We start from the raw sequence: 24094 nt of genomic DNA, 5'->3' as shown, positions 1-24094 counted from the left end.
ATTCCTATTTTATGGGTCTATATAATATGGAAAACTTTGGGGGTTATTTTTTTGAAAAATTCTCGGTTAATTTTAAAAAGCTTGCTTGTAACCACTCTTCTGACAACGGGAACTGGTCTGTATTTATCTTCCAACACTCCAGCGGAAGCAGCTACTCTTTCCTCTACACCAAAAAGCGCTACCACTGGCAAATCTATAACAACACTGAAGCTGAAATGGCAAACCAAAGCAGATGAAGTTGGACTTTATAACGACCACCCTCCCCTTTCAAATGGATTATTGTTTTTTTCTAAGGGCGGTAACCTTCATGCTGTAGATATTGCCACAGGTACAGTGAAATGGACTTACAGAAACGGGGGAACACCAGAAATTGTAACCCGGAACTCGGTATTTCTCATCAATAATGAAGGGTACTTGGTAAAAGTCGAAGCCAAAACGGGGAAGCTGCTGTGGAAGGTTAAAGCGGCAAAACCCCCGATTGAAATTGGAGCATTTGCCGAGTTGTTGAACGGGACAATATACTTCCGTAACGAGAGCGGCGGTATTGCCGCCTATCATCCAGTTTCAGGCCATAAATTATGGGAAAACAAAAAAATACCTATGTACGTTGGCAGTATTATCGGCCAGTATAAAAAGGTACTTGTAGTCAAAAGCACGGTCAATAATATCCGCACCCAGTTTTTCGGTCTCGACCCTACCAGAGGTACAATTCTGTGGAGAAGCGAAGGGATTTATTCCTTTGTCGCTTATCGGGATGGTCAGCTCATTCTGCGGCAACAAGCGAATGCCCCATATTCCTTCCCAATAACGCCTGTTCCCGGCTATCTAGTGACACTAACAAAAGTAGATGTTACAACAGGTAAGGTGATAGGCGAAGAAAACTACAAAACCGTTACTGACCTTAGCAGAATGGGAAACAAACACACTTCACTTCAGGGCTCTTATGTTTATTCTGTAGACAGCAACATGGATAAGGATGAAGCTTTTCTAAACCGTTTCACGCTGGGGCAGGCCTCTGAGACCCCACCCAAAAGTTACGAGGAGTTTGGAAAATGGGTAGCCGGGCCTACCCACGGAATGATTTTTTTTCAAAAGGGAACACAAATTACCGAAGTCAATATTTACAATAACAAAATCGTTACATTCGATAGCCTTGCTGGTTCAGCCCTCAATCTACAGCTAATGAGGAATGGTGTTTATACAGGCGATGATAAGGGCAACTTTTATATCATAAATGTGGCTACCGGTACAATCCTCGGCAAACTCAAGACCGATGCAGGGCAGTACGGTAAAGTAAACGTTGTAAATAATACCGTATTGATTCATACGGAATATGATATTTATGCAGTCACCCTGCCCAAGGAATTACAATAACGAAAATCAGCATACTCCCTATGAATTAGGAGCATCCCCTGCTTGATCTCGCGAATGCGGCTGTTCAGGTCTATGAAATCACAGTTGCCGATCTGAAAGGTCGTCCCGCTGGAAATGGACAGTACTTTGATCCCCTCAATTTTCACAATCGATTCCGAGGGAGAATTTAGGATCTCAAATTCTTCTTCCTCCCCCTGCTCACACTCACTTTCTAGTCCAACCAGGAATGGCCTTGCATTCAGAGTTTCAACAGCTTCAACCCTGGCGCCGTTATCGGCTTGTTGTTGGCTAGACTGGGCCGTTTCTTTTCTCCCGGCATAACTAGACTTGATGTTCCCCACAGACCCGCAAATAAATAGCGAGCTGTTCGACAGGTCATTTATATAGACATTTTGAATACTGGAGGTGCGCATGAGTTAAGCGTCTTTTTCTTTATTCGGAACAAGGGAATCAGACGCATTCACGTTATTTTGCGTTGGATCGTTCGATATTTGTTCCGTTGTACTATCAACAATAGAGGAACAATGAATCGTCTGGGAATCTCCAACTAGAAATACCGATGAGCCAGAAATCGAAACTACTTTTACTGCCCCCACGTTTAGTTCCTTGTTCACAACGAGCATTTTCACACTAATCCCGCCTTCCGTTGATCTTCCAAATCCATATGCCGCTGTACGGCTGTGTCGATATCCCGTTTAATTTGAGAAACGATCGATGCACAGACCTCTTCAATGTTGTCGCGATTCTCCTGTACAACAGGAAGCTGACTCAGATACTCCTCGATCCGGCCGTCCATTTGCTGCTCTAGGTCTTGAGTCACCATTTGAATATACTGAGGGTTTATATTTGCCTTCCGTTCTTTTGCCCGACGAACGAACTGTTCAGGAACCTCGTTCTGCAAATAAGCTGCCAACTCCGGACGGATTTTTTCAGATAAAGCCTGTTTCTCCGTGTCCTGTGATTGTGATCCAATCGTTTGACCGTTTACTACGGCCTCGTCCAGATGATTCCCCTCATTCGGAGTAATTCCTATATTTAATGTGCCTTCCAGCTTTTCAATCTTCAGTTGCTCAAAGTGATAATTGATAGGCCCGATAGCTGCAGATTTATTATTTTTTAGAGTTTCCACATCTTTTTGCAGCTCCTCAAGCTGTTTCTCAAGCTGCTGCAGCTTCTGAGCTTGCGTTCTTAGCTCATTAAAAACCTGTTGAACGTAATATGGGTGCATACAACCCCCTCCTATGGTTTATTGTATGCGAAGCCAGAGACCCTAATTCAACGGGGATACATTTCAGCCGGTGCCGGCAAAAGAACCCGAGGTGAGTCACCCGTAGTGTCAGGCGGTGAAGATGTTTCACCCCCCGTGTTCTGATAGTTATGCGATAAGGCATTGATTTTCCCGGAAGTGCCAATCTGGAGGATGGAGGAAGAAGACAGTGTTCCAATGCTAAGACTATGGATCGATATGCACTGATATACCGAAAGATTCATTACACCACACCCCTTAAGGCGGCGATACCTGATCCACCACATCTGAATCCATCGTATTAGTACTGCTGGCCGCGTTATTTGTAATATTTGTACCTATGGAGTCACCTATGGAGAAGGAGTTGGCACCGGCATAGATTTTCGAGTTGCTGCTTAAGATAACGGACGCGGTATTTCCTACTAAGACTGTGGAACTGGGGCCCACGCTGTTGATTTTAATATTGCCGATGATGGAAACCACGATTCCACCTCCTTTCAGAAGGATACGCCATTCTATGTAGATATTAGCCCATGTGTCACTAAAAAAGTCACGGGCCCATACAATGAACAAAAACAAAGGAGGTTATAGTCTCTATGAGTTCAAATAAATCCAACCCTTTGGATTGGCTGAGTGAGGACCCCTTTTTCAAAAAGCAATTATCTCTTAAAGCTCTAGAGGAGCAGTGGAAGTTGGACCCGAACCAAATCGACAGCTATGTGGAAAAAATAATCAAAGAGGCCACATCTTCTTCCTTGAATAATGATGGTAAATCGAGCGGCTTGCACTTTGAACATGTCGATACCCACAACTTTCTGATTTCCAAAATCACCATTCCCAGCCGGGTCCATCCCGAGAATATTTGGGTACAGCTTAACCGGACGCAGATAAAGATCAACGGTCTCAGTAAAGAGCAGAGTGAAATTATCCAGCTTCCATTTCCTGTTAATCCTGAGCAGAGCAAAGCAACTTATAAACAAGGTTCATTACAACTCCGCATGCCCAAAATGTTGTCTGGCCGTTTTAGAGATATTGATGTCCGTTATTTGTAATTTTCCGCATAAAAAGAGACGAATCTTAGTGTCCAGTTGCCCTATTGGGCTTATAAAAACGCCTTAGATCTAAAACAGCGTATAATTTAAGTTATACGCTGTTTTTTCACGCCTGTTTTACCCCTTTTCCACTTACAATTTCATAGTTTATTAAGTATGATAAGCATAGCTATTCATTTGAGAGAAGAAGGAAGGGCAAAACGCTATGATTTACGAACTTCGGACCTATCACATCCATCCGGGCAAGATGCAGGACATCCTGGCAAGGTTCAAAGATCATACGGTTCAGCTGTTTGCGAATCACGGGATGAACATAACGGATTTCTGGGAAGATGTAGAGGCTAGCAACAATCGTCTTTATTATGTCGTCGAACATCCGGACCTGGAGACGAGGAACCGTAACTTTGAAGACTTCCAGAAAGACCCAGTCTGGATTGAAGTTAAACGATTGTCAGAACTTAACGGACCATTAGTAGACAGAATCGATAGCACGTTTATGAAGAAGGCCCTTGTCTTGTAATGCCCCTATTTATGCAAAAGAACCCTTAAGCCAACTTCGAAGTGGCTTAAGGGTTCTTTTAGAATATATATCCCATTAAGTAGTTCATTTAGGCTCAATTTGGTGTGTTATCTTTTTGCAGTCCTGTTTTGATCCATAGCTTGGAAATATCCAGGAAACCAAATGATCCGGCATGCAGGCCAAACAAGCTTTGATTAAGCTGCGCTCTTTTGTTAATATGACAGCCATGCAGCATCCAATAATTATCCCGCAGCACCTCTTCTGCTTTATTGAGTAGTTCTCCCCTTTCCTCTCTAGGTAATTGTGAGAAATGTTCTAATTCGCGGTACAGTAATGCCCGTTGACTGTCCAGTAGCAAGAAGAATAAGGAATTGGATTCATTCCTAAAATAATTGATCATTCCCCATTGCCAATCATCCTCCAGCACTTCTTCAGCAATTAGCAAATCAGCGTTGTTCTGTATAATCTCCTGATTATATTCAGTTAGTGGGTGCAGCTCTATTCGCAGTCCAACTAATGCTCCACGTGTTTGCAGCCATTTCGCTTCCTCTTGTTCTTCTTTTTTGGCCATAAAAGCAATGGTTATGCTCTCGCCCTCGTATCCGCATTCCCGCAACAGATCCTTTATCTGCTCAAAAGAAGGCTCCGCCCACTCTCTTTGACTGCTGTTCCAAGGCAAAAGGCTGTCGGCTGGCGTGATGCGGTTACCGCCCAGCTCTCTAACCAGAGCCACTTGATTGTATAGGATGCGCAAGACTTGCCTAAAGGCAACATGATGATGGACCCCTTTTTTGCGGAAATTGAACAAGATATATCGGCAGCCCAAAGCCGGGTAGTCAATACTATTGTTGTAACACTCATTAGGCGGAAGATTCTCCTGATTAACGTCAGGTAGCTGATATTGGCGTTCATTGGTGCCGAGCTCCGGCAAATACCAAATCTCAACCCGGTCCAGCAGCGGACGGATTCCATAGTAATAATCAAAAGCAGTCAGGACTAACACATCTTCATTAAGATCTGTTAGCTGGTATGGCCCTGTCCCCACGGCTCCATGAGCGAAATCTACATCAAAGGGAACAATCGACATATGAATACAACTGAATAAATGTAGAAAAAAAAGATTCGGACGGTGCAGCTCGAAGCGGATACGGTGATCACCCTCAAGCTCAACCGCTGCAATATCCCGATAATGGTATAAGGCTGGACTTTTTAGGTTGGTCAACCGCTGTAGAGTCTCTTTAACATCTCGGGAAGTCATGCTCCTGCCATGATGAAAGCGTACGCCCTTGCGCAAATAAAAAGTATAACGAGTATGCTCCGTATTCGCTTCCCACATATGGGCCAGTCCTGGAAGAAACGTACGGCTGGCTGCATCATATGAGACTAATGTACTGCAGATGTGTCCAAGCAAATACGATTCAAAAGCGGTATATACCAACGCCGGGTCCAGCTTCTCCATATGGCGATTGCGGGTAATACGCAAAACATCCAGTCCTGAAGTAGTCTCAGCTTCGCTACGAAAGCCCATCTGCTTATTTAATAATGTTAATAAACGTTCCTTCAGGGCTTCATTCACTTCCACATTTCCGATCAATTCGATTGCATCCTTGATTTTTCCTTTACTGATTAAATCCTGAAAGCTGTCCTCTAAGACTTCTTCAACACTCCGCAAAAAAGTTAGCTGAGAGGTATGACCCCTCCCACGCCCGGGCTGCCACTCAATAAATGCTTGTTCCTCCAGCTTGCGCAGAATAAACTTCACGTTCCGCGGGGTACAGCAAAGAATGGCAGCCAGTCCTTCAATAGTTGTTGGAATAGGCTCTTGTAGTCTGGATGGCATATTAATAGCAGCTACCATACGTACAAAATGAGCGGTAATATTGTCCATTCTCATTTGCTCCTTTAAAGGTGAAGGCCAAGGTGTAAACCTTACACTTTTATTTCCCCCTTTTACCATTACAATTATACCTAAACCAGCACAACAATTGCAGTCCCCAAAATATAGTCTTTAGAGTAGGAGATCCCCTTTATTATGAGTCAACATTTGCGCCATATTCACCCTTTAGCCTGGACCATCATTCTCGGTACGATGTTCGGACGGCTTGTAACCTCCATGAGCATTCCCTTCTTATCCATCTATTTGACCCAAGTACTTGGCGCAACACATATACAAACCGGTTTTACAGTTGCCGTCAGTTCACTGGCTGGGGTCATGGTCAGCTTCTACGGGGGTTATATTTCCGATATTATTGGTCGTAAAACCGTTATGCTGATTTCTGTATTCTGCTGGGCAGGTGTATTTTTCGGCTTCTCTGCGGCTCAGCATTTGTGGGTGTTCTTTCTGGTCAATACACTGAATGGGCTATGCCGGGCTGTCTTCGAACCCACTTCACGTGCGCTTCTGTCAGATATTACTCCACCTGATCATAAGCTGCTGGTCTTTAACCTGAGATATGCTGCTGTTAATTTGGGTGTGGTCTTTGGTCCAATCATCGGCCTGCAGCTTGGCTCTGCCAAGTCTACCTTCCCCTTTCTGATTGCCGGAATCGTCTATATTGCCTATGGTCTGGTGTTGTTCTTACAGTTCTCGGTTCACCACTCCAACCTGCCCGCCCGTTCTGTAGTCCAAGCTCCACGCTTACGCGAAGCAATGGCGACGACCGGACGTGACCGTGTATTCTTGCCAGTGCTGCTGGGCACAACCTTTTGCGTGCTAGGTTACGGCCATTTCAGTTCAACATTGGCGCAATATTTAGCGATGAACACACACTTTTCCGATGGCAGACAGTTATTCTCCTATATGCTGTCGTTAAATGCAGTGACCGTACTGGTAGTCCAGTATCCAATTGTCCGCACCGCTAGTAAATTCCCACCGCTAATTCCTTTAATTCTAGGGAATGCCTGTGTTGCTCTGAGTCTATTGCTATTCGGTGTAGCTGGAGGGGTTGCGCTGCTGATGTTCAGCGTTGTGTTGTTCACCATTGGGGAGGTATTGCTCTTTACCATGATGGATATGCTGATCGACCGGATTGCCAAGCCGGAATGGAAAGGCACGTACTTTGGTACAATTGGATTCAATAATTTCGGGAACGTCATGGCTCCCATATTCGGGGGGCTGCTGCTAGACCAATTCGGCGCTCGAAATGGTCCAGCTGTCTTTATTCCGTTGGCTTTAACTACGGCGTTAGGCCTGCCTTTTCTCATTACTGCCCATAGAAGGCTTACTGCCAGAGAAAAAAGTTCAGCTATAAGTGAGTCGGCAATAAAGCTGTAATGGCCAAATGAAATCAGCTTATCGTATAGAAAAATAGCGACCCATTGGGCCGCTATTTTTATTTGAAAGACAAGAATATTCACACGATAACTCATTCTTATCCTTGCTGCACTTACAATTCGAACTTCACATCTGTTAGTTTCTCGCTCAGTTGCCAGAGCTGCTCTGCATATTCAGAGTTTATCGCCCATGGCCGTACCCCAGTGCCCTGCATACTGTCAGCTGGAACAGCTTCAGCAATATCGGCATCCTCGCAGTAGACACCACCTAGACCTTCAAGCTGTGGGCTGACTGCACACCAGACATTAGTAGCTGCCCCTTGTGTTGTTGACTTCAGATACTCTCCCTTTCCCTCTACAGCAGGCTTAACCTGTTCATTCTGTACGACAGGTTTAGGAGCTACGTCTTCTTCTGTTAAGAAGCGGCCTACCTCTGAAGAAGGGATCAATCCAGGGTGTACAGAGAAAGCACGAACGCCGTGTGATTTACCTTTTGTATCCAGAGCAACGGCGAATAATACATTTGCCGATTTAGACTGGGCATAAGCCTGCCATTTATCGTATTCTCTATGCTCAAAGTTCGGGTCCATAAAGTCCACCCCACCCAAGCGATGTGCCCGCGAGGAAACCGAGATGACCCGTGCATTTCCAGCTTGTCTCAAAGCGGGCCAGAGCCGAGCCGTTAATTGAAAGTGCCCCATATGATTCGTGGCAAACTGGGATTCGTAGCCTCGTGCATCTCGTGAGAGCGGAGCAGCCATAATCCCAGCACTATTAATCAGCATATGCAACGGTCTACCTGAATCTAGGAAGCGTTGAGCGAAGCCATCAATCGAAGCTGGGTTCATGAGATCCAGCGCCTCCATTTCCAGCCGTGATATGCCTGCCACTGCTACCCGAGCCTTCTCTGGTGTTCTCGCCGGTACAATAACTGTGGCACCAGCATCCGCCAGTACACGCGAAGTCTCCAGTCCAATGCCAGAATACCCGCCAGTAACAATGACTACCTTTCCTGTCAGATCAAGATCACCAACTACTTCCTGTGCCGTTGTCTGAGGACCAAAGCCCGAGGAGATTGGGGCTTGAATAGTCTCTTCATTGCTTATTGAAGTTGTCATTTTGAAATTCCTCATTTCCTTATTAGAAGCTCTGAAAGGAGCATACACCTTAAAGTATACTTTAAGGCAAACACTATTTATCGGCATCGTGGACTATAGGAATTATTGTATATGGACGTTTCTGAGAATATAACATTATCTTGATGTTTATTAGATAACATAATATATACTATGTAAACTATTAGTTGCTGAACAATTTTTCTGAAGAACAATGTAGCTAATGATACACTTTTTGCAGCACCGTTAATTTTCCCACAATATACTGCCTTAATTCCACTGGCTCCACAATTTCGGCTTGGCTAATGATAGACATAGCATCGGAGCAGGCCCTATCGTAGCTATACATATTCGCAGTCAACATGAGCTGCTCTCCATCCGTTACAGTCTCTGTAACCTCCAACCTTTTCAAGAAATCCGCATTTAGTCTATCTGTTCTGAGAACTACCAGGTACACTTCTTCCTCACTGCGTACCTGCTTAAAAGACCTTTCCTGATCCTTCCAATACTCCTCTAAGGTGAACTCCTCAGGGATTAAATAGTGTTCATTCGTAAGCTTTACTGAAGTGATTCGCTCGCATTTAAAGGTCCGAAGTTGATTTGTCTCCTCGCAAAAGGCAACCAGATACCAATCCATGGTCTTCACTACAAGCCCATAGGGTTGTAATCTACGCGTGGAGGACTCGCCATTTGCCTTATTGTACTGAATCATGATCTTTCGGGAGTTCCAGACTGCCACCCGCACTGCTTCAAGACACGGTACAGCAACACGTTCAGTCCACCAAGGGGCATCATCATAATAAAAGCGGCGTTTAGCCTTCTCGACATCGGCTTGATAGTTGACGGGCAACGTCTTTTCCAGCTTCAGGAGAGTATTCTTAAGCTGTATAGCAGTCTCGTTTCCCCCTCCTGCATACATCCCCATCCCTGTTAAATACAGATTAATGACCTCTTCCCCGTGCAGTTGTTTGAGATTGAGCGTATAACCCTCCATTAATGAAATCCCACCTTGAGGACCAGGGGTAGTGACCATTGGAATCCCGGCTTCCGCCAGTACATCAATATCTCTATAAATGGAACGGACAGAAGTCTCCAGAGCATGAGCCAGCTCATGGGCCTTCATCCTCCCCCTGGACTCTATTAATAACAAAATAGCAATTAAGCGATGTAATCTCACCATGGAACCCTCCAAAGTAGTCCAGCTATATATCTTTCTGAGCCTCAAATAATTGTTGCCAATCCGTTGTCAACATTAGAAGTATATCATTATATCCATAAGATGGAAGGAGCGAATACCTATGAACATTGGTGTATTGGGAACAGGCTTTGGAGCCTATCATGTTGAGTTACTTAGTAAAATGAAGCACATCGGCAGAATTGTCGTCTTCGGAAGGAATGAAGTTAAGCTGCAGAAACTGCAGGAGGAGTTGAAAGTAGAGGTTACTACAGATATCGCTGATATATTGTTTGATGCCGACATTGATGTTATTGATATTTGTTTGCCCACTCCCCTCCATAAACACTACGCCATAGAAGCACTAAAGAACGGGAAGCATGTATTCTGTGAGACACCAGTTTGCTATGAAATGGCAGATGCCCTAGAGATGCAGCAAGCAGCGGCCCAATATGGAAGAAGAATATTTATTAACCAATTTATCAAATTTGATCCGGCCTATAGGTACCTTTACGAGTCTGTACACCAGCAGAAATATGGAAAGCTTTTATCCTTCAGCTTAACAAGAGAGACCTCCCCAATGTGGGGAGACCTGGGACTCGACTCCATCACTACAAATCTGATGATCCACGACTTGGATTTTCTAACCTGGCTGCTGGGAGCAGCCGACAAGTTTACGGTTTGGGGAACAAACGCGGGTAAAGATGGTGAAGCGCTGGTGCGAGTATTTTTTGAACAATCGGATGTGTCCGCAGAGATCCTTGTTTCTTCCCAAATGCCAGAGACTTATCCCTTTACGGTTGGGTATGAGGCATTCTTCGAGCATGCTAAGCTTATATTTCGTGAAAGTGACGATATAAAGGGCGTTATTGAATCCACATTATACGAATACACTTCATCTGGAAGAGAAGTACTCATCTTAGAAAAGGCAAATCCGTATGAACAGAGTATCGAATATGCCCTTCAGTGCTTGCACGAGGGTTCCGAATCCTTACTGTCTCTCAATAACGCCATAGAGGCTTTGGAAATAGCCATTGAAATTAAAAATAGACTAGCCTGGGGGAATGTGTTACTCCATCCTTATTAATTGGGTTTAGGATATAGAGAGCTGATAGTTGATATTTGGACTGAAGTGGATAAGGAGGTGATTTGTTTTTCTATTGTGAATTTTTCATATAATGTTTTTTTAATAAAAGAGCGGTTGTTGATCCTAATTTGTTTGGCAAGTTACTTCAGCCTATCTTAATTGACATAGTTTCAGCGAAGCTGTCTATGGTTTTCGTCGACAAACCCGAAGCTTCGTGCTTCTTCCCTTTCACCATTCGCAGGATGAATTTGTCCAGTAAGGTTAGCTTTTCTACATAAACCTCATCTCCAAATGTTTCCTTGGCGAGCGCCCCATTATACACATCTACTGGATAGGCTGCAGTCAATTCTTGTGCCACTTGTTCTCCTTTCATTCCGGCACAGATGAATAGACCTACTCTCTTCATCAAAAGCTCCTGCTGGTACTTATTCGCAAAGTCAGACATTTCCTTCTGAATTTTCCCAAAATAGATGGACCCGCCCAAGATAACGGTGTCATATGGAGCAAGCGAGGGCTCTTTGGCATGCATAAGATTAACTACCTCAGTCTCTCCTGACAGCCGGGATTTCAATTCGTAAGCTGCCTTCTCTGTACATCCATATTTCGAGGTATACACGATAATTGTCTTCATCACACAAGCTCCTCTTCAGCCTGTTGGCCTATAGTTTATTGTCTTGCTGGTTCAATCACATTTCGTAATAAAATAATCATGCAGACGATGACTCCAACATTAAAAAGCGGAAATATCACCAGCTCAGCCGCTGAAACTACCTCACCTGCAAAGACCATTGCTACAAGCATAGCTGTAATCGCAGTAAGCAATGTAACGGCTTTGAAGATGACAACAGCTGCCATCAGATACCCAATCGACTGTCTACGGATAAGCAGAATGCCGGTAACAGTGGCGACCGGTACCACGATCGCTAGGTCCAATGCCTGAATAACTAGTGTGCTGTAGTGCTCTAACCCCTGCGGTACAGTACCACTTAACAGCGGATTTATTATTTTCCCTAGCCACAGCATCAGAATCATAAAAGCTATAAATAACAGAAAGGAGCCTAACCTCTTGGCTGGAAGAGATTTTTTGAAATAGGAATGCAGCCGATCTTTATCGAAGGACAGCAGCGTTAAGATAAAGGCGAAGAAGCTAGCCGAAAGCAGCATTACGTAAACCAGAAACAAGGAGTTGTACATCGCCAGAAAGCTGTAAGAAGCATAGGTATATAAAAAATAGCCAAGCGTTCCAGCCAACAGCAGCCGCCCTTTTACTAATCCTTTAGCTGTCATTATGAGTGAGACAAGTAGTAACGGAATGGCCATGATTAGGGTGACAGCATCCTGACCTTTGGCCTGGGCAGCCATAGATACCGATTCATGACTATACACACCGGTTCCATAAATCTGCACCGCATCGCCCCATGTCGATGTGAAGGTATATTCCGCCCCGCTGCCACCGCTGCCTGAAAAGAGACCATAACCTGCAGCAACCGCCGCAAGGACACTAATTAGTACAGATAGAATAGCCACCGATCTCATATGTTTCATTACCAACCTCCTCCGCCCCTAGTCGAAATGCCTTGCCTTACTTCGTAGCAACAGCAAGCATAGCCTCCAGATAGTGAGTGATCAATGCCTCTCTCTGCTCCTCCGGCAAATCCTTCTCTACAGTTATCCGCAAAATCAGTCCAAACGCTGCACTCCAGATCACCTGTGCCGTCCGTTCAACATAAATGTCATCACGGGTGGACATCTGCTCAAATTGACGAAGACATTGGCAGAGCATCCCTAATGCTTGTCGATCCTGCGCAGCGCCCTTGAAGAGCACTGCCGTGTGACTCAAAACAGCAGGGGAGTCATTAAGCATCACATTCCGGTATTGTGATCCTTCAGATAATGACATCCTGATGAATTGTCGTAAAGATTGTTTCAATAGCGCCTCAGGTGATTGATCTATTTGCTCACGAGCTTGCCCTGAATTCAATCCGGATACCATATCAAGGTAGCCTTTTTGCAGCACCTGCTCGATAATATCCTCTTTGCCCTGGAAATAATGATAGATGATCCCTGGGGAGTACTCTATTTTGTCGGCAATTTTGCGGATGGACAGTTTCCCTATCCCTCCCTCAGCAATCAATTGGCCGGCCGTTTCGAGAATCAATATCCGCATTTCCTCTCGTTCTCGCTCTTGCCTTTCTTCTTTGGTCATGGATAAACCTCCCCTTAACGTAATTTAACACTGTTCAAGTATTGAACAGTGTTAAATATACATTTTATGGAGTTGGAAGTCAATCCTCATTCGCACAATAAGTATCGAAATATGGGCTCAAAGCCAAAATCAGCGGTTGACCTGTTGTCAGTAGAGCCGCTACGGCTCGGAGGGTTCTTACGATCGCTGTTAAAGCCCGATTTTCTGATTGAACAACGAGGAAAGGGTGAAATTGGCTTTAAAGGCGACCCCTTCGATTCTTCCGAATCCCTCCGACCCTCCGCTCAATCTGCACGTGTACTCAACCTCTGATTTTTAGATAAGCCCAAAATATTATTTAGAAATTCTAGAGGATTTTCATTTATCGATGCTAGTTAACATAATATAAGTTATGTTATCTAGATGGAGATGTCTGTGTTTTTTTGATGCCAAATATCATCTTAAACAACGGCGGGACCGCAAAGAAAATGAAAAACGTACGAAATAATTGATAACCAGCTACCGTAGACAAATCTGCATGAACTTCATGGGCAATCAAACTCATTTGGTCCATTCCTCCAGGTGCTAAACTTAGTAATGCCGTTGAACCTGAAACAGCTACAATGTAGGAGAATAGTAAGCTAAGCCCATACGAACCTGCAATGAGTACGATCCCGCTGCCAATGGCCAGAGATATGGTCTGAAGCTTATTGGACAGTTTGCGAGGATCAAGCAACAACCCAACGAAGACTCCGATCATCAGCTGAGCGGCATTAATGATGGAGAACGGAAGTGCAGGGCCATGTATACCGCTTATTTGTATAATGGCCGTAATAATAGCCGGACCCAGTAAATAGGCTGTGGGAAATTTTATTTTTTGGCCCAGTATCCCGCAAATCGTGCAAGCAATCGCAAAAAGAATCATATTCGGAAATAAGCCTGTCCAAGTGGCCGCTGTTCCTGTTAGTAATGGCGTAACATCCGTCATTCCACTACTGTTGCCGAATACCGGACTGAATATTAATAAGGGTACACACACGATGATCATCATCAGCCGAATAACCTGAATAACGGTCACAACGGTAAGATTAATATCCTCAGTTTCTTCTGCTAAGATGAGCATCTGCGTCAATCCACCGGGAATACTGCCTAGCAGAATTGTTTTGTAATTTATTCCTGATATTTTGGATACTACAAGCGCAATGCCTGCACAGAACAACAGCAATAGAACGTTCATGAGCAGCATGGAAGGTAACTGCCTGGCCATCTCCCTCAGCGCTGAGGCTGTAAGTGACAAGCCTATGGTATAACCTACAATAATCATTCCTGTATTTCTAAGCGAATTTGGCCACACATAATACTTTTTGCCAATATTAGAGCCTACTAATGTGGCAATCATGGGTCCGAGCAGCCAAGGAATAGGCAGGTGCAGAAGCATGAATAAGGCACCTCCAGCCAGTGCGCAGAGCAAGGTGAAGGCGATTTTAACAGGATTTCGGGTTGAAGTTAATGTAGTCGCCATGGCTGTTCCTCTTCTCTAACCTCTAATTATTTATACTGAAAGGTAACTACTCCTCGGTAGTCCTCAAGTGAATCTTGGGAGATATTTAATTCTTTAACCTCTGTACCAGGATAACCGGCGACTTTTAGAAACTTATCTTCACGGTCAAAAAGTATCCTGCCCAAGAGGCCTAAGGCTTTTGTACTGTAATGCATAGGTATTGCAATCGTCGGCTGCAGCTGCCGCATCACCTCTGTCGCTCCGACTCCATCAAGGGTACTTCCCTTGCCTCCTACAGGCAGCATAAGAACATCCACTTTACCAATACTCTCTACCTGCTCGTCGGTCAGAATATGCCCCAAATCACCGGTATGGCAGATTCTCAGCCCATCCACGGTGAATACAAAAACAATATTGTTGCCTCTCTTCGCTCCCCCTACATTATCGTGAAAGGTTGGAGTTCCTTGAATATCTATATCTTTAATAGAGTAGTGTTCTGGCTGATTCACCAGCTCGACCTGGCCTTGAACTACCTGAACTTGATTGTGGTCACGGTGATCATGCGTCACAGCAACAATATCCGCCCGAAGCTCAGGTATACGATATCCTAGAAAACGTCTTCCAAACGGATCAATTAAGATCACTGTACCCTGTTGTGAAGTAAGCAGAAATGCCGATTGCCCAAACCATTTAATTTTCATTCTAACCATCCTCTTCTCTTAGTAAGATCATATTTATTAAAATGTGCAAATTTTAGCACACTTTAGCCAAAAAAATCACTCCATTAGATCCGCAATCGTATATGAAAGCAATACATGATCTACCTGTGTATGAATATCCGTAATGATCTGCACAAAGGATTCACGCACCTTCTTACCAAAAAAATTGTTGCCAGTTGTATCGAGCATCCGCTCCCACTGTGCCCCATCATCCTGTAGTGAACGGTAGACCTCCGCTAAAGTAATATCCTCCGGTCTTCTGGCTAACGTATACCCGCCCCCTCTACCCTGACTCACTTCAATAAATCCGGCATCCGTAAGTCTGGAAAGGATTTTGCGAAGAGCCGTCGCCTCACCGTTAATAAGCTCAGCGATTTCTGTACTGGAATATTGTCCAGAACGTGAAGCCAGCACAACTAATGCCTGCAGACCGTATCCGAATCGTTTTAGTTCCGCCATGGTTTCTCAAGGTTCCTCTCTCACTTATTTATATGAGCAAATTATAGCACACTTAAAATTCATTATCAATTGAGAATACGTTAATAGCTAAAAGACGTATTGCTATTACGCAATACGTCTTCGTACACTTGCTCATTACCGCCAACTCACGTCTGGCCTACCCAATCACTGCCGGCGATTTCCTGCCAGCGGGAGCGAATCTGGTCATATTGTTCTTGAGGTAAGTTGCCCTTCATAAGTAGAGCGGCATTTTGGACCCAGCGGTCGGGATTTCTGGTGCCTACAATCGCCGTATGAACACCAGGTGTGCTGAGCGCAAAGCGCAGCGCAATCTCAACCCCTTTTTGCACATCCTCAAGGAAACTGTAGTTCAGCTCCTGTAGACGTTTCCAATAAATATAAGGGTACTCTTCTTTCTTCATGGTCTCAAATGCCCAGGCAACATTAGCGATAGGACGTTTGGCTGTTACACCCATTCCGCGCCGTGCCGCCTCACCAAGTGTCCGTTGGATAACCTCCTGGTCCGCTATATTCACCGAAGTTTCCAGACTATCAAATAGTCCCGTCTGTACTGCATATAAGGCATCATTGCGATCGCCACTGTACCCTATGTACCGTGTTTTCCCCGCCTGTTTCGCGCGCTCGAGCACCTGAATCACTTCACCTCGGCGCAGGATTTCCTCGCTGCAGCTATGAAGATGGATTACGTCCACATACTCCGTGTTCAACCGCTTCAAACTGCGGTCAATACTTTGCTCCAGCAGTAAAGGGTCCCAATCAGCAAATTCGAGACCTGCAGCATGCCCACATTTCGTGAACAAATGATATTCATCGCGACGACCGGCAAGTACTTTGCCTAATCAGTTCTTCACTATGGCCGTAACATTCCGCTGTATCAATAAGGTTAAGTCCAGCCTCGAGTGCTCCACTCAGCAGCCGGTTTACAGTTTGTTCATCCTGATCGCCAATCTCGGAGCCACCAAAACCCAGTATGCTAACTTGCATATCCGTGCTGCCATATTTTCGTTTCTCCATATGTAATACCTCCCGATGAACATTTAACTTATTTGACTTTATTGATGCTTAAAGTACTAAAGTACTGACTCGGATTACCCAACTTTGGATTAAAGCGCTCTTCGAAGGTCCCACCCGTATAGTCTTCAATAACACGATGCCAAAAAGTACGAGCAGGTGTATTCGCACGAATCTGCGAAACTTTCCAGTCTCCTGGATACATATCAAAAAGCTTGTGCGCAGCCCATGTGCCTATACCGCTTCTACGGTATTTCTGCAGCACAAAAAATTCCGTCATATAATATTGTCCTTCCGGATTGCGCAGCAAGCGGTCAACGAGCGCGAACCCGGCAATTTCACCCTCAACTCTAAAAACGTATGGACATTTATTAATCCCACTGCTCCAGTAGGCTTCAAGTCCGGGATACGCTGGATAGGCCCCATCTTGATCTACATGAAGATCCAGATAACGACTAAAATCATACAAATAGAACTGCATCAGTCTGCTGATTATCTGCTTCCGCTCTTTGGGAACCAGTTCAATCCCAAGCTCCATTAGGTTCACCTCTATAAATGTTGTGAATAAGAACATTTTATCATAATAATCAGTCTAAACAACATTCCGCATCTACCTATGCTGAAATCGTCAAACCTTTTGCAAGATTTTCCTAATAATTGTTCTATCCACATCAAGATCAAACTTCCGTCCCCAGAAGCATTCTGTTCCTTTATTCTGAATCCGTTCAGTGTCCTCCACCGTCAAGGTTCTGGGAAATTCCGGTCCTGATGTCCAGTCCGTGTATCTTTTCACTTCATTCACTACCTGCTCTTTAAAGTGGCTATTCAGAATAATGGAATGAAAAAAGATTTCATCTCCACAAAAGGAATGTCTATAGAATTCCACATATCCAGGGTTATTCTTAGTGAATTCCAGAATATAATTCATACACTCTCCAGTAATTGACATCCAATTTGAACCTTTATACAGCTTGTCCGGCAAGAGGTTTAAGTTTCTCTTCAGCTTGGGTACCGACATGATCAAATTGATATAGCGATTTCTCAGTGCGGTAACCTGCTTCTGCCGTGATAATATGAATTTCGGATAATATACGGATACTCTGTAAAAACATCCCCACATTTCCGATTCATTCGGTAATTCCACATGCTTAACATACTGTTTTCCCTGGTTTTCCTTGAAAAAATCTACAATAATCCCATTGGATACGAGAGGTAAATCCTGTCCACTAATGACGTGTATATAGTTAAATACTCCATGTTCTTGGATCAATGCAAAACATTTCAGAATACATTCAATCTGGCTATAATGCCCCCAATGCACATTAATACGCTGCTCCACAAAATGAATATTGTTTTGATGTAAAATTTCATGCTCGATATTGCTTTTTTTGTCCACATGCAGAAAAAATTCAACAAACTCATCATTTAAGCTGTTGATTAACATATTTATCTGTTCAGGATTCTTATGACAAAGGATTACATATGCCATTTTGAAATTTCGCAATAACATTCATCCTTTCTCTCATTTTTTCCATATTATTATAGAATAGATTAACCAAATTAGATAGAGGAAGGATCGACCTGAAACAAAACATGATAAGATAGAGCTAACAGGCAAACTATGAAAAAGGTGAATCTCATGAGCATTCAAAAAATCAGCGACCGTAAAAATCTAGAATTAAAGATGCCACACATGCCTTGGTTTGTGCAGCAGTTTATAGACTACAAACGACCTGATCTATCCCCCTCTACACTGCTGGAGTATATTCGGGACTACGAGTCTTTTTTCGGCTGGCTGCGGGGTGAGGGCTTGACAGTAGCCACCAATAATACGGAGCTAACCCTCTTGGATCTCGAAACTCTGCATATGGACAATATTGTTGGGTACCGGCTGTATCTGACTACTCGTACGGTAGGAACGAACACGCGGGTGACTGTATCCCGCAAACTGTCTGCACTGCGCTCCTTGTTTCACTATTTGAGCCAGATTGCCGAGGATGAGAACTTCTACCCGCTGCTCAAACGCAACATTATGGCCAAGGTTGAAATCAAACGTCTACATAAGCCGAAGGATACTGCAGCTAAGCTAAAGGGAAAAATTCTGGAGGATGAGGAGCTACTGGAATTTGTAGGCTATATCTATGAAGGCTATGGGCGTGATATTGAAGCTAACAAACAAGCCTATTATTCCTTCCAGTTAAATCGTGAACGTGATGCCTGCATTGCCAGCCTGATTCTGAATTCCGGTCTCCGTGTCTCCGAGGTTGTCAATCTGAACGTAGATGATGTGGATGTCAACAATAAGCTTTTGTACGTCACCCGAAAAGGTAACAATGATGAAACGTTCAAGACCCCTGTTTATTTCCGGGAGCAAGCCAAGGATGATATCGCGCTGTATCTAAGTCTGCGTCAGCCACGTTATAAAACGCCAAAAAGGGAAAAAGCACTATTTATCGCTCTGCCTAACGGACAGCAGGAAGGTAAACGGATGACCAAACGGGCCATTCAGGAAATGATCATTAAATACGCCAAGCGTTTCGGCAAGCCCTATCTAACGGTGCACAAGCTTCGCCACTCTTTTGCAACCGATTATTATCTGCAGAATGATATCTATAAAACGAAAGAGCAGCTTGGACACGCTTCTACCGAGACTACTGAGATATATGCACATCTTACGGATAAAACGATGTCTGAAGCCATTGAACGACGCTTGGAGCCTTAGTATTCGTTTGATCTTTTAATTCATTCGGCGGTGCTTGCCTTCTTGATTCCAAGATGGTAAGGCCGCCCTTCCTTATTACCCGATCTATGGAAAAGAATCTAGGTAGCAAGCAGCAAATTCATTGGCTTTACTGATGTGAATTTTTCATATGATGAAATTTTGAAAATAATAGCGTTGTTGGCACATATCGCCCGCAATCGTTGGAACATCGTTGATGTCATATTGAATGAAGCCCGTTGGGGGCAGAAAGGTTATCGCATTATTCATTGGTGCCCAGACAGCCGTTGCCCACACGTTATTCAACTCTTTCAGCAGCTCTAGATCGTCTTCTTGTTGAATCAGTACAATTTTGGGATAGGCTACGTTCTTGAAGCCCTCAACTAATATGAAATCGTAGCTGGCAAAAGAGGCTATCAGTTCTGCTAAACTGCTGCCATACTCTTCGATCCGAACAGTCCTTTCTCCCCCTGTAATAGCAACCGCTGATGCTCCCGCCGCTCTCTGCCGAAAGGTATCCGTACCCTCATGATCGATTTCAAAGCTGTGAGCATCATGTTTAATAACGGCTACTGTGTAGCCTTTCTCCTGTAGCAGCGGAATAAGCGCACAGATTAGCGTAGTTTTGCCTCTGTTTTTGTAACCAACAATCTGAAGAACCGCAGGTTGGCTTGTAACAGCGGGTTGGCTTACTTGGTGCCGAGATCTCTGGTATCTACGACGATGGCCGCTCCTGCTGCGTACTGGGTTGTTTTTGCTGCGGTTCATCTTTGACTCCTCCATTCTGCCTTCAATTAATATTTTCTAATAATCAGCCTCGTATTTCTCCGGGCAGCTTAAGTACTAATACCTTCGCACCAGCAGATAATCCCCGCTCTTCAGGTGGTACAATAATCAGACAATCACTATCTTTGATCGTCACCATCACCGAAGATTCATCCAGTGTAGCCGGAAAGGCATACAAACTCCCCTCACGGATCTCCAGCCGTGCACGCACAAACCGGGTATAGTTATTCACTTTGAGATAATCCGTTCCAAGCGTTGCGGTCCATTCCGGCAGAAAAGGCTGTGATGCGCCTTGCATCAGGCAGATTACTGGACGGGCGAACAATTGAAAGCCGACAAAGCAGGCTCCAGGATTTCCAGATAATGCTAGCAACAGCTTACCTTCGCGCACAGCAGCAGTAGTTACACTTCCCGGACGCATTGTCACCTTGTTAAATAGCATGTCCCCACTTTGCTCGCGCACCAAATCACCCATAATATCATAATCCCCAACTGAAACGCCGCCTGTAGTGATCACAAAATCATAGCTCTCCAGTGCCTGCTTCAGTTTACCTCGAGCCAGCTCCAAGTCATCCACAATCGCTCCAAGCATGATTGGCTCCCCTCCAGCCTCACGCACTAGGGCTTCCAGCATAGGGGAGTTGCTATTGCGGATTTTGCCAGGCTGCAGCGGTTCATGCACCTCCAACAGTTCAGTACCGGTTGCAAAAATACCAACCTTTGGCCGTCTGTGCACCTTCACGGTATGCATGCCAAAGGCTGCCAGAACAGCAATCTCACCAGCTGAGATCAGGCTGCCAGCAGAGAGTACAAGATCACCCTGGCTTAGCTCCTGACCGCGGGGCGTAATGTTGCGTTTGGCGTCCTGTTTTTTACTAAATCCAACATATGTAATTCCCTTAGTTACACGAGTCTCCGTAACTTCCAGCATAACAACGGTATCTGCACCTTCAGGCACCTGTGCTCCCGTCATAATTCTGGCAGCTGTACCCGATGTGATCTCAACTATAGATACAGCACCACATGGTATATTGTCCACGATTTCTAGCCAAACGCGAATTCCGTTCCCACAGTTCTTTATATCTGCCGCTTGTAAGGCAAAACCGTCCATGCCTGAACGGTTAAAAGCTGGAAAAGGGTGGGGTGCGAACACCGTCTCTGCCAAATAACGCCCGCAGCTTTGAGTAAGGGCCACATCCTCATATTCAAGTACTTTGGCAACCTCTGTTATTCTGGCTTGTGCCTCTTTAACTTGAAGTGCTCTTCGCTGAAATTTATGATCTGCTGGTTCCTGATTTCCATTCATATAGCACCTCCATCATTCATCTATTCTTGTTGTCTCAACAGAACTATTCTAACTATAAACATAAAAAAAGGATAGCATCCCTTGGGGTAGGGAGGTATCCTTCTCGAGGTTCCTAATTATTAAATAGAGCGGTTATATTTCGCAGCCCGTTTGAGTTCTTCCATTTCTTGTTCTGACAGTTGTTCTTTCCCGGTAACATGATTTATGACTTGTCGAGTTGAGAATTCCGGTGTAGCTTTCACTTTCTCTTCCGTCATATCCGGATCGAACACGGAACCCATTGTCGCGCCTTTTATCAAATTCCTGACAAACTCTTTAGGACTAATAGCTTGCTCCTTCTTGGTATCCATTTCTTATTCCTCCTTTTTCTTACTATTCCATTCTACGATTCTGCTTAAGATAAGTTGCAAATTTCATCCATCATATGGTAAAAACACCACAATACCGCAAGAAATATACCTCATCCCCTTGGAACGCATAAAAGAGGCGCAATCGCTCAGATTGCACCTCATCTCTTCACTTGGGGTTCAAACGTCATATCAAGAAGCACGGATGACTTTTACATCCGCTGGAATGACCGTCTCACCTTCATACAGCATAAATCGTCCATTCTGCCATTCTACCCTGAGGAGGCGGGAATCATCTGACTGATACTGCCATACATGCTGCTCCCCACCATTCATGAAAGGAGTTTGACCGACTACCTCAGCATAACCTTCGTATTCTTCCTCAAGGAAATAAGTATAATCATCCAATTGCAGCGTAGTCGGCACCTCTGCCGGATCATCTAGCCGCCCGTCGATCGCTCGATATAATGCATATCGCAGCCGCTCCCGCTCCTCAATATGCAAATAGGCGATCTGACTTCCATCACGCAGGGTTAGAACCACCGCATTGCGTCCATTCGTATGGGTCCGTCCGGTGACCTCATACGAAGCAAGCGACACCTCACAAATGTCTCCAGGAGCCAGATTTAGCATGCTCTTTGTTACACCTGGAGCCGCAGGCTTGGAAAATAGATTTCCAATACGTTTCCATATACTCAATTTCGTTCCTCCTAAAAGTTTGTGAGCGTAAGCTTCCTTGAATTGCTTCGAACAAACTCGCTTCGTAAGCATAAACTTAAGTTTTGTGAGCATAGTCCTCTATGAATTACTTCGTACAAAACTACTTCGTAAGCATACGCCTTAGTTTGTGAGCGTAAGCTTCCTTGAATTACTTCGAACAAACTCGCTTCGTAAGCTTAAACTTTAGTTTTGAGCTCAGCCTTACAAAAAAGCCGAAATTAATAAAGCTCCTACGATATGCAATGAGCCAGATAATAATCCATAACCTATTTTGCCAAGCTGAGTCCCGTGATCCAGCTCAATCTTTCCCCATTTTCCAAGCAAGAGGTGAACTGTTTTTTCTAGAGCAAATAGAAGCAGAAAGGAAACCACGGAGACAAGCAGCGCTTCTCCCAGACTGCTTGCGGCAGAAATAGATGAGGATAATATATAGGCTTGCGCTAAGAGCTTCAGCACAAACCTAGTAGTAACCGCCATATTGCCTGCCTTTAGCTCTTCTAAATCATTATATCGGGTAAACAGTGAATCCACGTACATCAGTACAAACAGCAGCACAGCGCTGCTTACCGTCCATACGACCATGGATACCAGGACATGGAGATCCATTTTTTTGCCCCCGTGTATTCAATTTAGATACTAAGAAAAGCATAGATAAAGCGAAGGAGAAACGTTACTACTGTCTCCCCTTCGCCTATAGAATATCAGCCGTGCTCCGGCTAAGGTCGTATGTTATTGTTTGTCGTATTGCTTCATCAGTGCGGCCAGTTCGTCTTCGACTCCCTGATCCTTATTCAGCTTCTCAAATTCATCATCCAGCGACTTATTGCTAGAGCTCATTTCGTTGCTCGCTTCAGCCTGGGCTTCGGCCTGCAGCATTTTGTCTTCCATACGTTTAAGTCCTGCCGATGCAGAATCGGAGCTAAATCCGCTCATCGCTTTATTAATTTCAGTTTGGGCCTTGGCTGCGTTGAAGCGCGCCACAAGGGTCTCACGTTTGTTCTTCATCTGAGTAAGCTGTTTACGCATTTCATCCAGTTTACCACGCAGATTATCTGCAGACGCTTTGTTCTGGTCAAAGCTGCTCTTGTACTCAACGAGCTTTACTTCAGCAGACTTCTTCTCTTCGAGTGCGCGACGGGCAAGGTCGGCATTACCAGCCTGAGCAGCAGCATGTGCCTGCTGGTTGCGCTTAGTAACAAGAGCCTCCTGTTCTTCATAGAGCTGCTTGAATTTCTTCTCAATAGCGATTTGAGCAGCTACTGCTTTCTCAGCATCTTCTAAATCCTCTGCCATATCGCGGATGTACTGATCGGTCATTTTTATTGGGTCTTCCGCTTTGTCAATAATGGCATTCACATTGGACATTGTTAAATCGCGCAATCTTTTAAATATAGACATCTAGACATTCCTCCTAAAATTTTGTAAACATACATTTAAGTTAAGTGAGCGTTGCTTTCCTGACCTCGCTTTGTAAGTCAA

The 24094-nt window shown here is 44.5% G+C and carries 28 protein-coding genes and 1 pseudogene; 6 read left to right on the top strand and 23 right to left on the bottom strand.

Translation table 11 applies throughout. The features are described from left to right. The first annotated feature begins 51 nt into the window (after positions 1-51). Complete coding sequence (locus H1230_RS15790; protein WP_239716894.1) at positions 52-1374, top strand: PQQ-binding-like beta-propeller repeat protein; 1323 nt, start codon at positions 52-54, stop codon at positions 1372-1374. On the opposite strand, the gene H1230_RS15785 is transcribed toward H1230_RS15790, so the two are convergent. The 5 genes from H1230_RS15785 to H1230_RS15765 are packed head-to-tail and all read right to left on the bottom strand — an operon-like array spanning position 1341 to position 3103. Continuing rightward, positions 1341-1787, bottom strand: coding sequence for a hypothetical protein (locus H1230_RS15785; protein WP_239716892.1), 447 nt, complete (start codon positions 1785-1787; stop codon positions 1341-1343). The two genes, H1230_RS15790 and H1230_RS15785, sit on opposite strands and share 34 nt — an antisense overlap. A 3-nt stretch (positions 1788-1790) precedes the next feature. Further along, on the bottom strand, positions 1791-2003 hold the full coding sequence (locus H1230_RS15780; RefSeq protein ID WP_481857154.1) for a spore gernimation protein GerPD: 213 nt from the start codon (positions 2001-2003) through the stop codon (positions 1791-1793). Beyond that, positions 2000-2602, bottom strand: a complete 603-nt coding sequence (gerPC, locus tag H1230_RS15775; protein ID WP_239716890.1) for a spore germination protein GerPC — start codon at positions 2600-2602, stop codon at positions 2000-2002. Before gerPC ends, H1230_RS15780 begins: the two co-directional genes overlap by 4 nt. A 47-nt stretch (positions 2603-2649) precedes the next feature. Next, the gene (locus tag H1230_RS15770; protein ID WP_239716888.1) at positions 2650-2865 is read right to left on the bottom strand and encodes a spore germination protein GerPB; all 216 of its coding nucleotides are present in this window, start codon (positions 2863-2865) and stop codon (positions 2650-2652) included. A gap of 13 nt (positions 2866-2878) precedes the next feature. Then, positions 2879-3103, bottom strand: coding sequence for a spore germination protein (locus H1230_RS15765; RefSeq protein WP_036687577.1), 225 nt, complete (start codon positions 3101-3103; stop codon positions 2879-2881). Between the two features lie 113 nt (positions 3104-3216). On the opposite strand from H1230_RS15765, the gene H1230_RS15760 reads away from it, so the two are divergent. After that, positions 3217-3672, top strand: coding sequence for an Hsp20/alpha crystallin family protein (locus H1230_RS15760; protein WP_239716886.1), 456 nt, complete (start codon positions 3217-3219; stop codon positions 3670-3672). Between the two features lie 205 nt (positions 3673-3877). Then, positions 3878-4192 (top strand): NIPSNAP family protein, encoded by a 315-nt coding sequence (locus tag H1230_RS15755; RefSeq protein WP_239716884.1) that lies wholly within the window; start codon positions 3878-3880, stop codon positions 4190-4192. 94 nt (positions 4193-4286) lie between these two features. On the opposite strand, the gene H1230_RS15750 is transcribed toward H1230_RS15755, so the two are convergent. Then, positions 4287-6080 carry an ABC transporter substrate-binding protein gene (locus H1230_RS15750; protein ID WP_239716882.1) on the bottom strand — a complete coding sequence of 598 codons (1794 nt, stop codon included), beginning with the start codon at positions 6078-6080 and terminating at the stop codon, positions 4287-4289. Between the two features lie 144 nt (positions 6081-6224). Here H1230_RS15750 and H1230_RS15745 point away from each other — a divergent pair, with 144 nt between their 5' ends. Beyond that, complete coding sequence (locus tag H1230_RS15745; protein WP_239716880.1) at positions 6225-7466, top strand: MDR family MFS transporter; 1242 nt, start codon at positions 6225-6227, stop codon at positions 7464-7466. A gap of 112 nt (positions 7467-7578) precedes the next feature. Here the strand turns inward: H1230_RS15745 and H1230_RS15740 are convergent, their stop codons facing one another. Together H1230_RS15740 and H1230_RS15735 are read right to left on the bottom strand one after the other, a co-directional pair. Continuing rightward, positions 7579-8583: an SDR family NAD(P)-dependent oxidoreductase gene (locus H1230_RS15740; protein WP_239716878.1), complete on the bottom strand. Its 1005-nt coding sequence runs from the start codon at positions 8581-8583 to the stop codon at positions 7579-7581. Positions 8584-8800: 217 nt separating this feature from the next. Next, positions 8801-9760 carry a helix-turn-helix transcriptional regulator gene (locus H1230_RS15735; RefSeq protein ID WP_481857153.1) on the bottom strand — a complete coding sequence of 320 codons (960 nt, stop codon included), beginning with the start codon at positions 9758-9760 and terminating at the stop codon, positions 8801-8803. 118 nt (positions 9761-9878) lie between these two features. Here H1230_RS15735 and H1230_RS15730 point away from each other — a divergent pair, with 118 nt between their 5' ends. Beyond that, the gene (locus H1230_RS15730; protein WP_239716874.1) at positions 9879-10841 is read left to right on the top strand and encodes a Gfo/Idh/MocA family protein; all 963 of its coding nucleotides are present in this window, start codon (positions 9879-9881) and stop codon (positions 10839-10841) included. A 145-nt stretch (positions 10842-10986) separates the two neighbouring features. Here H1230_RS15730 and H1230_RS15725 read toward each other — a convergent pair whose 3' ends face one another. From H1230_RS15725 to H1230_RS15685, 9 genes and pseudogenes are all read right to left on the bottom strand, one after another. Beyond that, positions 10987-11472: a flavodoxin domain-containing protein gene (locus H1230_RS15725; protein WP_239716872.1), complete on the bottom strand. Its 486-nt coding sequence runs from the start codon at positions 11470-11472 to the stop codon at positions 10987-10989. A 35-nt stretch (positions 11473-11507) separates the two neighbouring features. Further along, entirely contained in the window at positions 11508-12386 is an 879-nt protein-coding gene (locus tag H1230_RS15720; protein ID WP_239716870.1) for a hypothetical protein, read from the bottom strand. A gap of 37 nt (positions 12387-12423) precedes the next feature. Beyond that, entirely contained in the window at positions 12424-13047 is a 624-nt protein-coding gene (locus H1230_RS15715) for a TetR/AcrR family transcriptional regulator (protein ID WP_239716869.1), read from the bottom strand. A 394-nt stretch (positions 13048-13441) separates the two neighbouring features. Beyond that, positions 13442-14548, bottom strand: a complete 1107-nt coding sequence (locus H1230_RS15710; RefSeq protein WP_239716867.1) for an AbrB family transcriptional regulator — start codon at positions 14546-14548, stop codon at positions 13442-13444. 26 nt (positions 14549-14574) lie between these two features. Further along, the gene (locus H1230_RS15705; RefSeq protein WP_239716865.1) at positions 14575-15228 is read right to left on the bottom strand and encodes an MBL fold metallo-hydrolase; all 654 of its coding nucleotides are present in this window, start codon (positions 15226-15228) and stop codon (positions 14575-14577) included. Between the two features lie 75 nt (positions 15229-15303). Further along, entirely contained in the window at positions 15304-15705 is a 402-nt protein-coding gene (locus H1230_RS15700; protein ID WP_239716863.1) for an Rrf2 family transcriptional regulator, read from the bottom strand. Positions 15706-15851: 146 nt separating this feature from the next. Next, a pseudogene (locus tag H1230_RS15695) lies at positions 15852-16740 on the bottom strand (aldo/keto reductase). 28 nt (positions 16741-16768) lie between these two features. After that, positions 16769-17275: a GNAT family N-acetyltransferase gene (locus H1230_RS15690; RefSeq protein ID WP_239716861.1), complete on the bottom strand. Its 507-nt coding sequence runs from the start codon at positions 17273-17275 to the stop codon at positions 16769-16771. Positions 17276-17365: 90 nt separating this feature from the next. After that, entirely contained in the window at positions 17366-18241 is an 876-nt protein-coding gene (locus H1230_RS15685; RefSeq protein ID WP_239716860.1) for a beta-1,6-N-acetylglucosaminyltransferase, read from the bottom strand. A 135-nt stretch (positions 18242-18376) separates the two neighbouring features. On the opposite strand from H1230_RS15685, the gene xerS reads away from it, so the two are divergent. Next, positions 18377-19459 carry a tyrosine recombinase XerS gene (gene xerS, locus H1230_RS15680; RefSeq protein WP_239716858.1) on the top strand — a complete coding sequence of 361 codons (1083 nt, stop codon included), beginning with the start codon at positions 18377-18379 and terminating at the stop codon, positions 19457-19459. Positions 19460-19603: 144 nt separating this feature from the next. Here the strand turns inward: xerS and mobB are convergent, their stop codons facing one another. From mobB to H1230_RS15650, 6 genes are all read right to left on the bottom strand, one after another. After that, on the bottom strand, positions 19604-20224 hold the full coding sequence (mobB, locus tag H1230_RS15675) for a molybdopterin-guanine dinucleotide biosynthesis protein B (protein WP_239716856.1): 621 nt from the start codon (positions 20222-20224) through the stop codon (positions 19604-19606). A 43-nt stretch (positions 20225-20267) separates the two neighbouring features. Beyond that, positions 20268-21548, bottom strand: a complete 1281-nt coding sequence (locus tag H1230_RS15670) for a molybdopterin molybdotransferase MoeA (protein ID WP_239716854.1) — start codon at positions 21546-21548, stop codon at positions 20268-20270. A 119-nt stretch (positions 21549-21667) separates the two neighbouring features. Continuing rightward, on the bottom strand, positions 21668-21898 hold the full coding sequence (locus H1230_RS15665) for a BTB/POZ domain-containing protein (protein WP_239716852.1): 231 nt from the start codon (positions 21896-21898) through the stop codon (positions 21668-21670). A gap of 189 nt (positions 21899-22087) precedes the next feature. Continuing rightward, positions 22088-22594: a DUF4178 domain-containing protein gene (locus tag H1230_RS15660; protein WP_239716850.1), complete on the bottom strand. Its 507-nt coding sequence runs from the start codon at positions 22592-22594 to the stop codon at positions 22088-22090. Positions 22595-22816: 222 nt separating this feature from the next. After that, complete coding sequence (locus tag H1230_RS15655) at positions 22817-23221, bottom strand: DUF350 domain-containing protein (protein WP_239716848.1); 405 nt, start codon at positions 23219-23221, stop codon at positions 22817-22819. A gap of 123 nt (positions 23222-23344) precedes the next feature. Beyond that, complete coding sequence (locus H1230_RS15650) at positions 23345-24013, bottom strand: PspA/IM30 family protein (RefSeq protein WP_239716846.1); 669 nt, start codon at positions 24011-24013, stop codon at positions 23345-23347. Positions 24014-24094: the final 81 nt, after the last annotated feature.

The organism is Paenibacillus sp. 19GGS1-52 (assembly GCF_022369515.1).
Taxonomy (GTDB): domain Bacteria; phylum Bacillota; class Bacilli; order Paenibacillales; family Paenibacillaceae; genus Paenibacillus_AQ.
The sequence above is the reverse complement of the archived record's forward strand: the minus strand, read 5'-3'. Positions and strand labels throughout refer to the sequence as shown.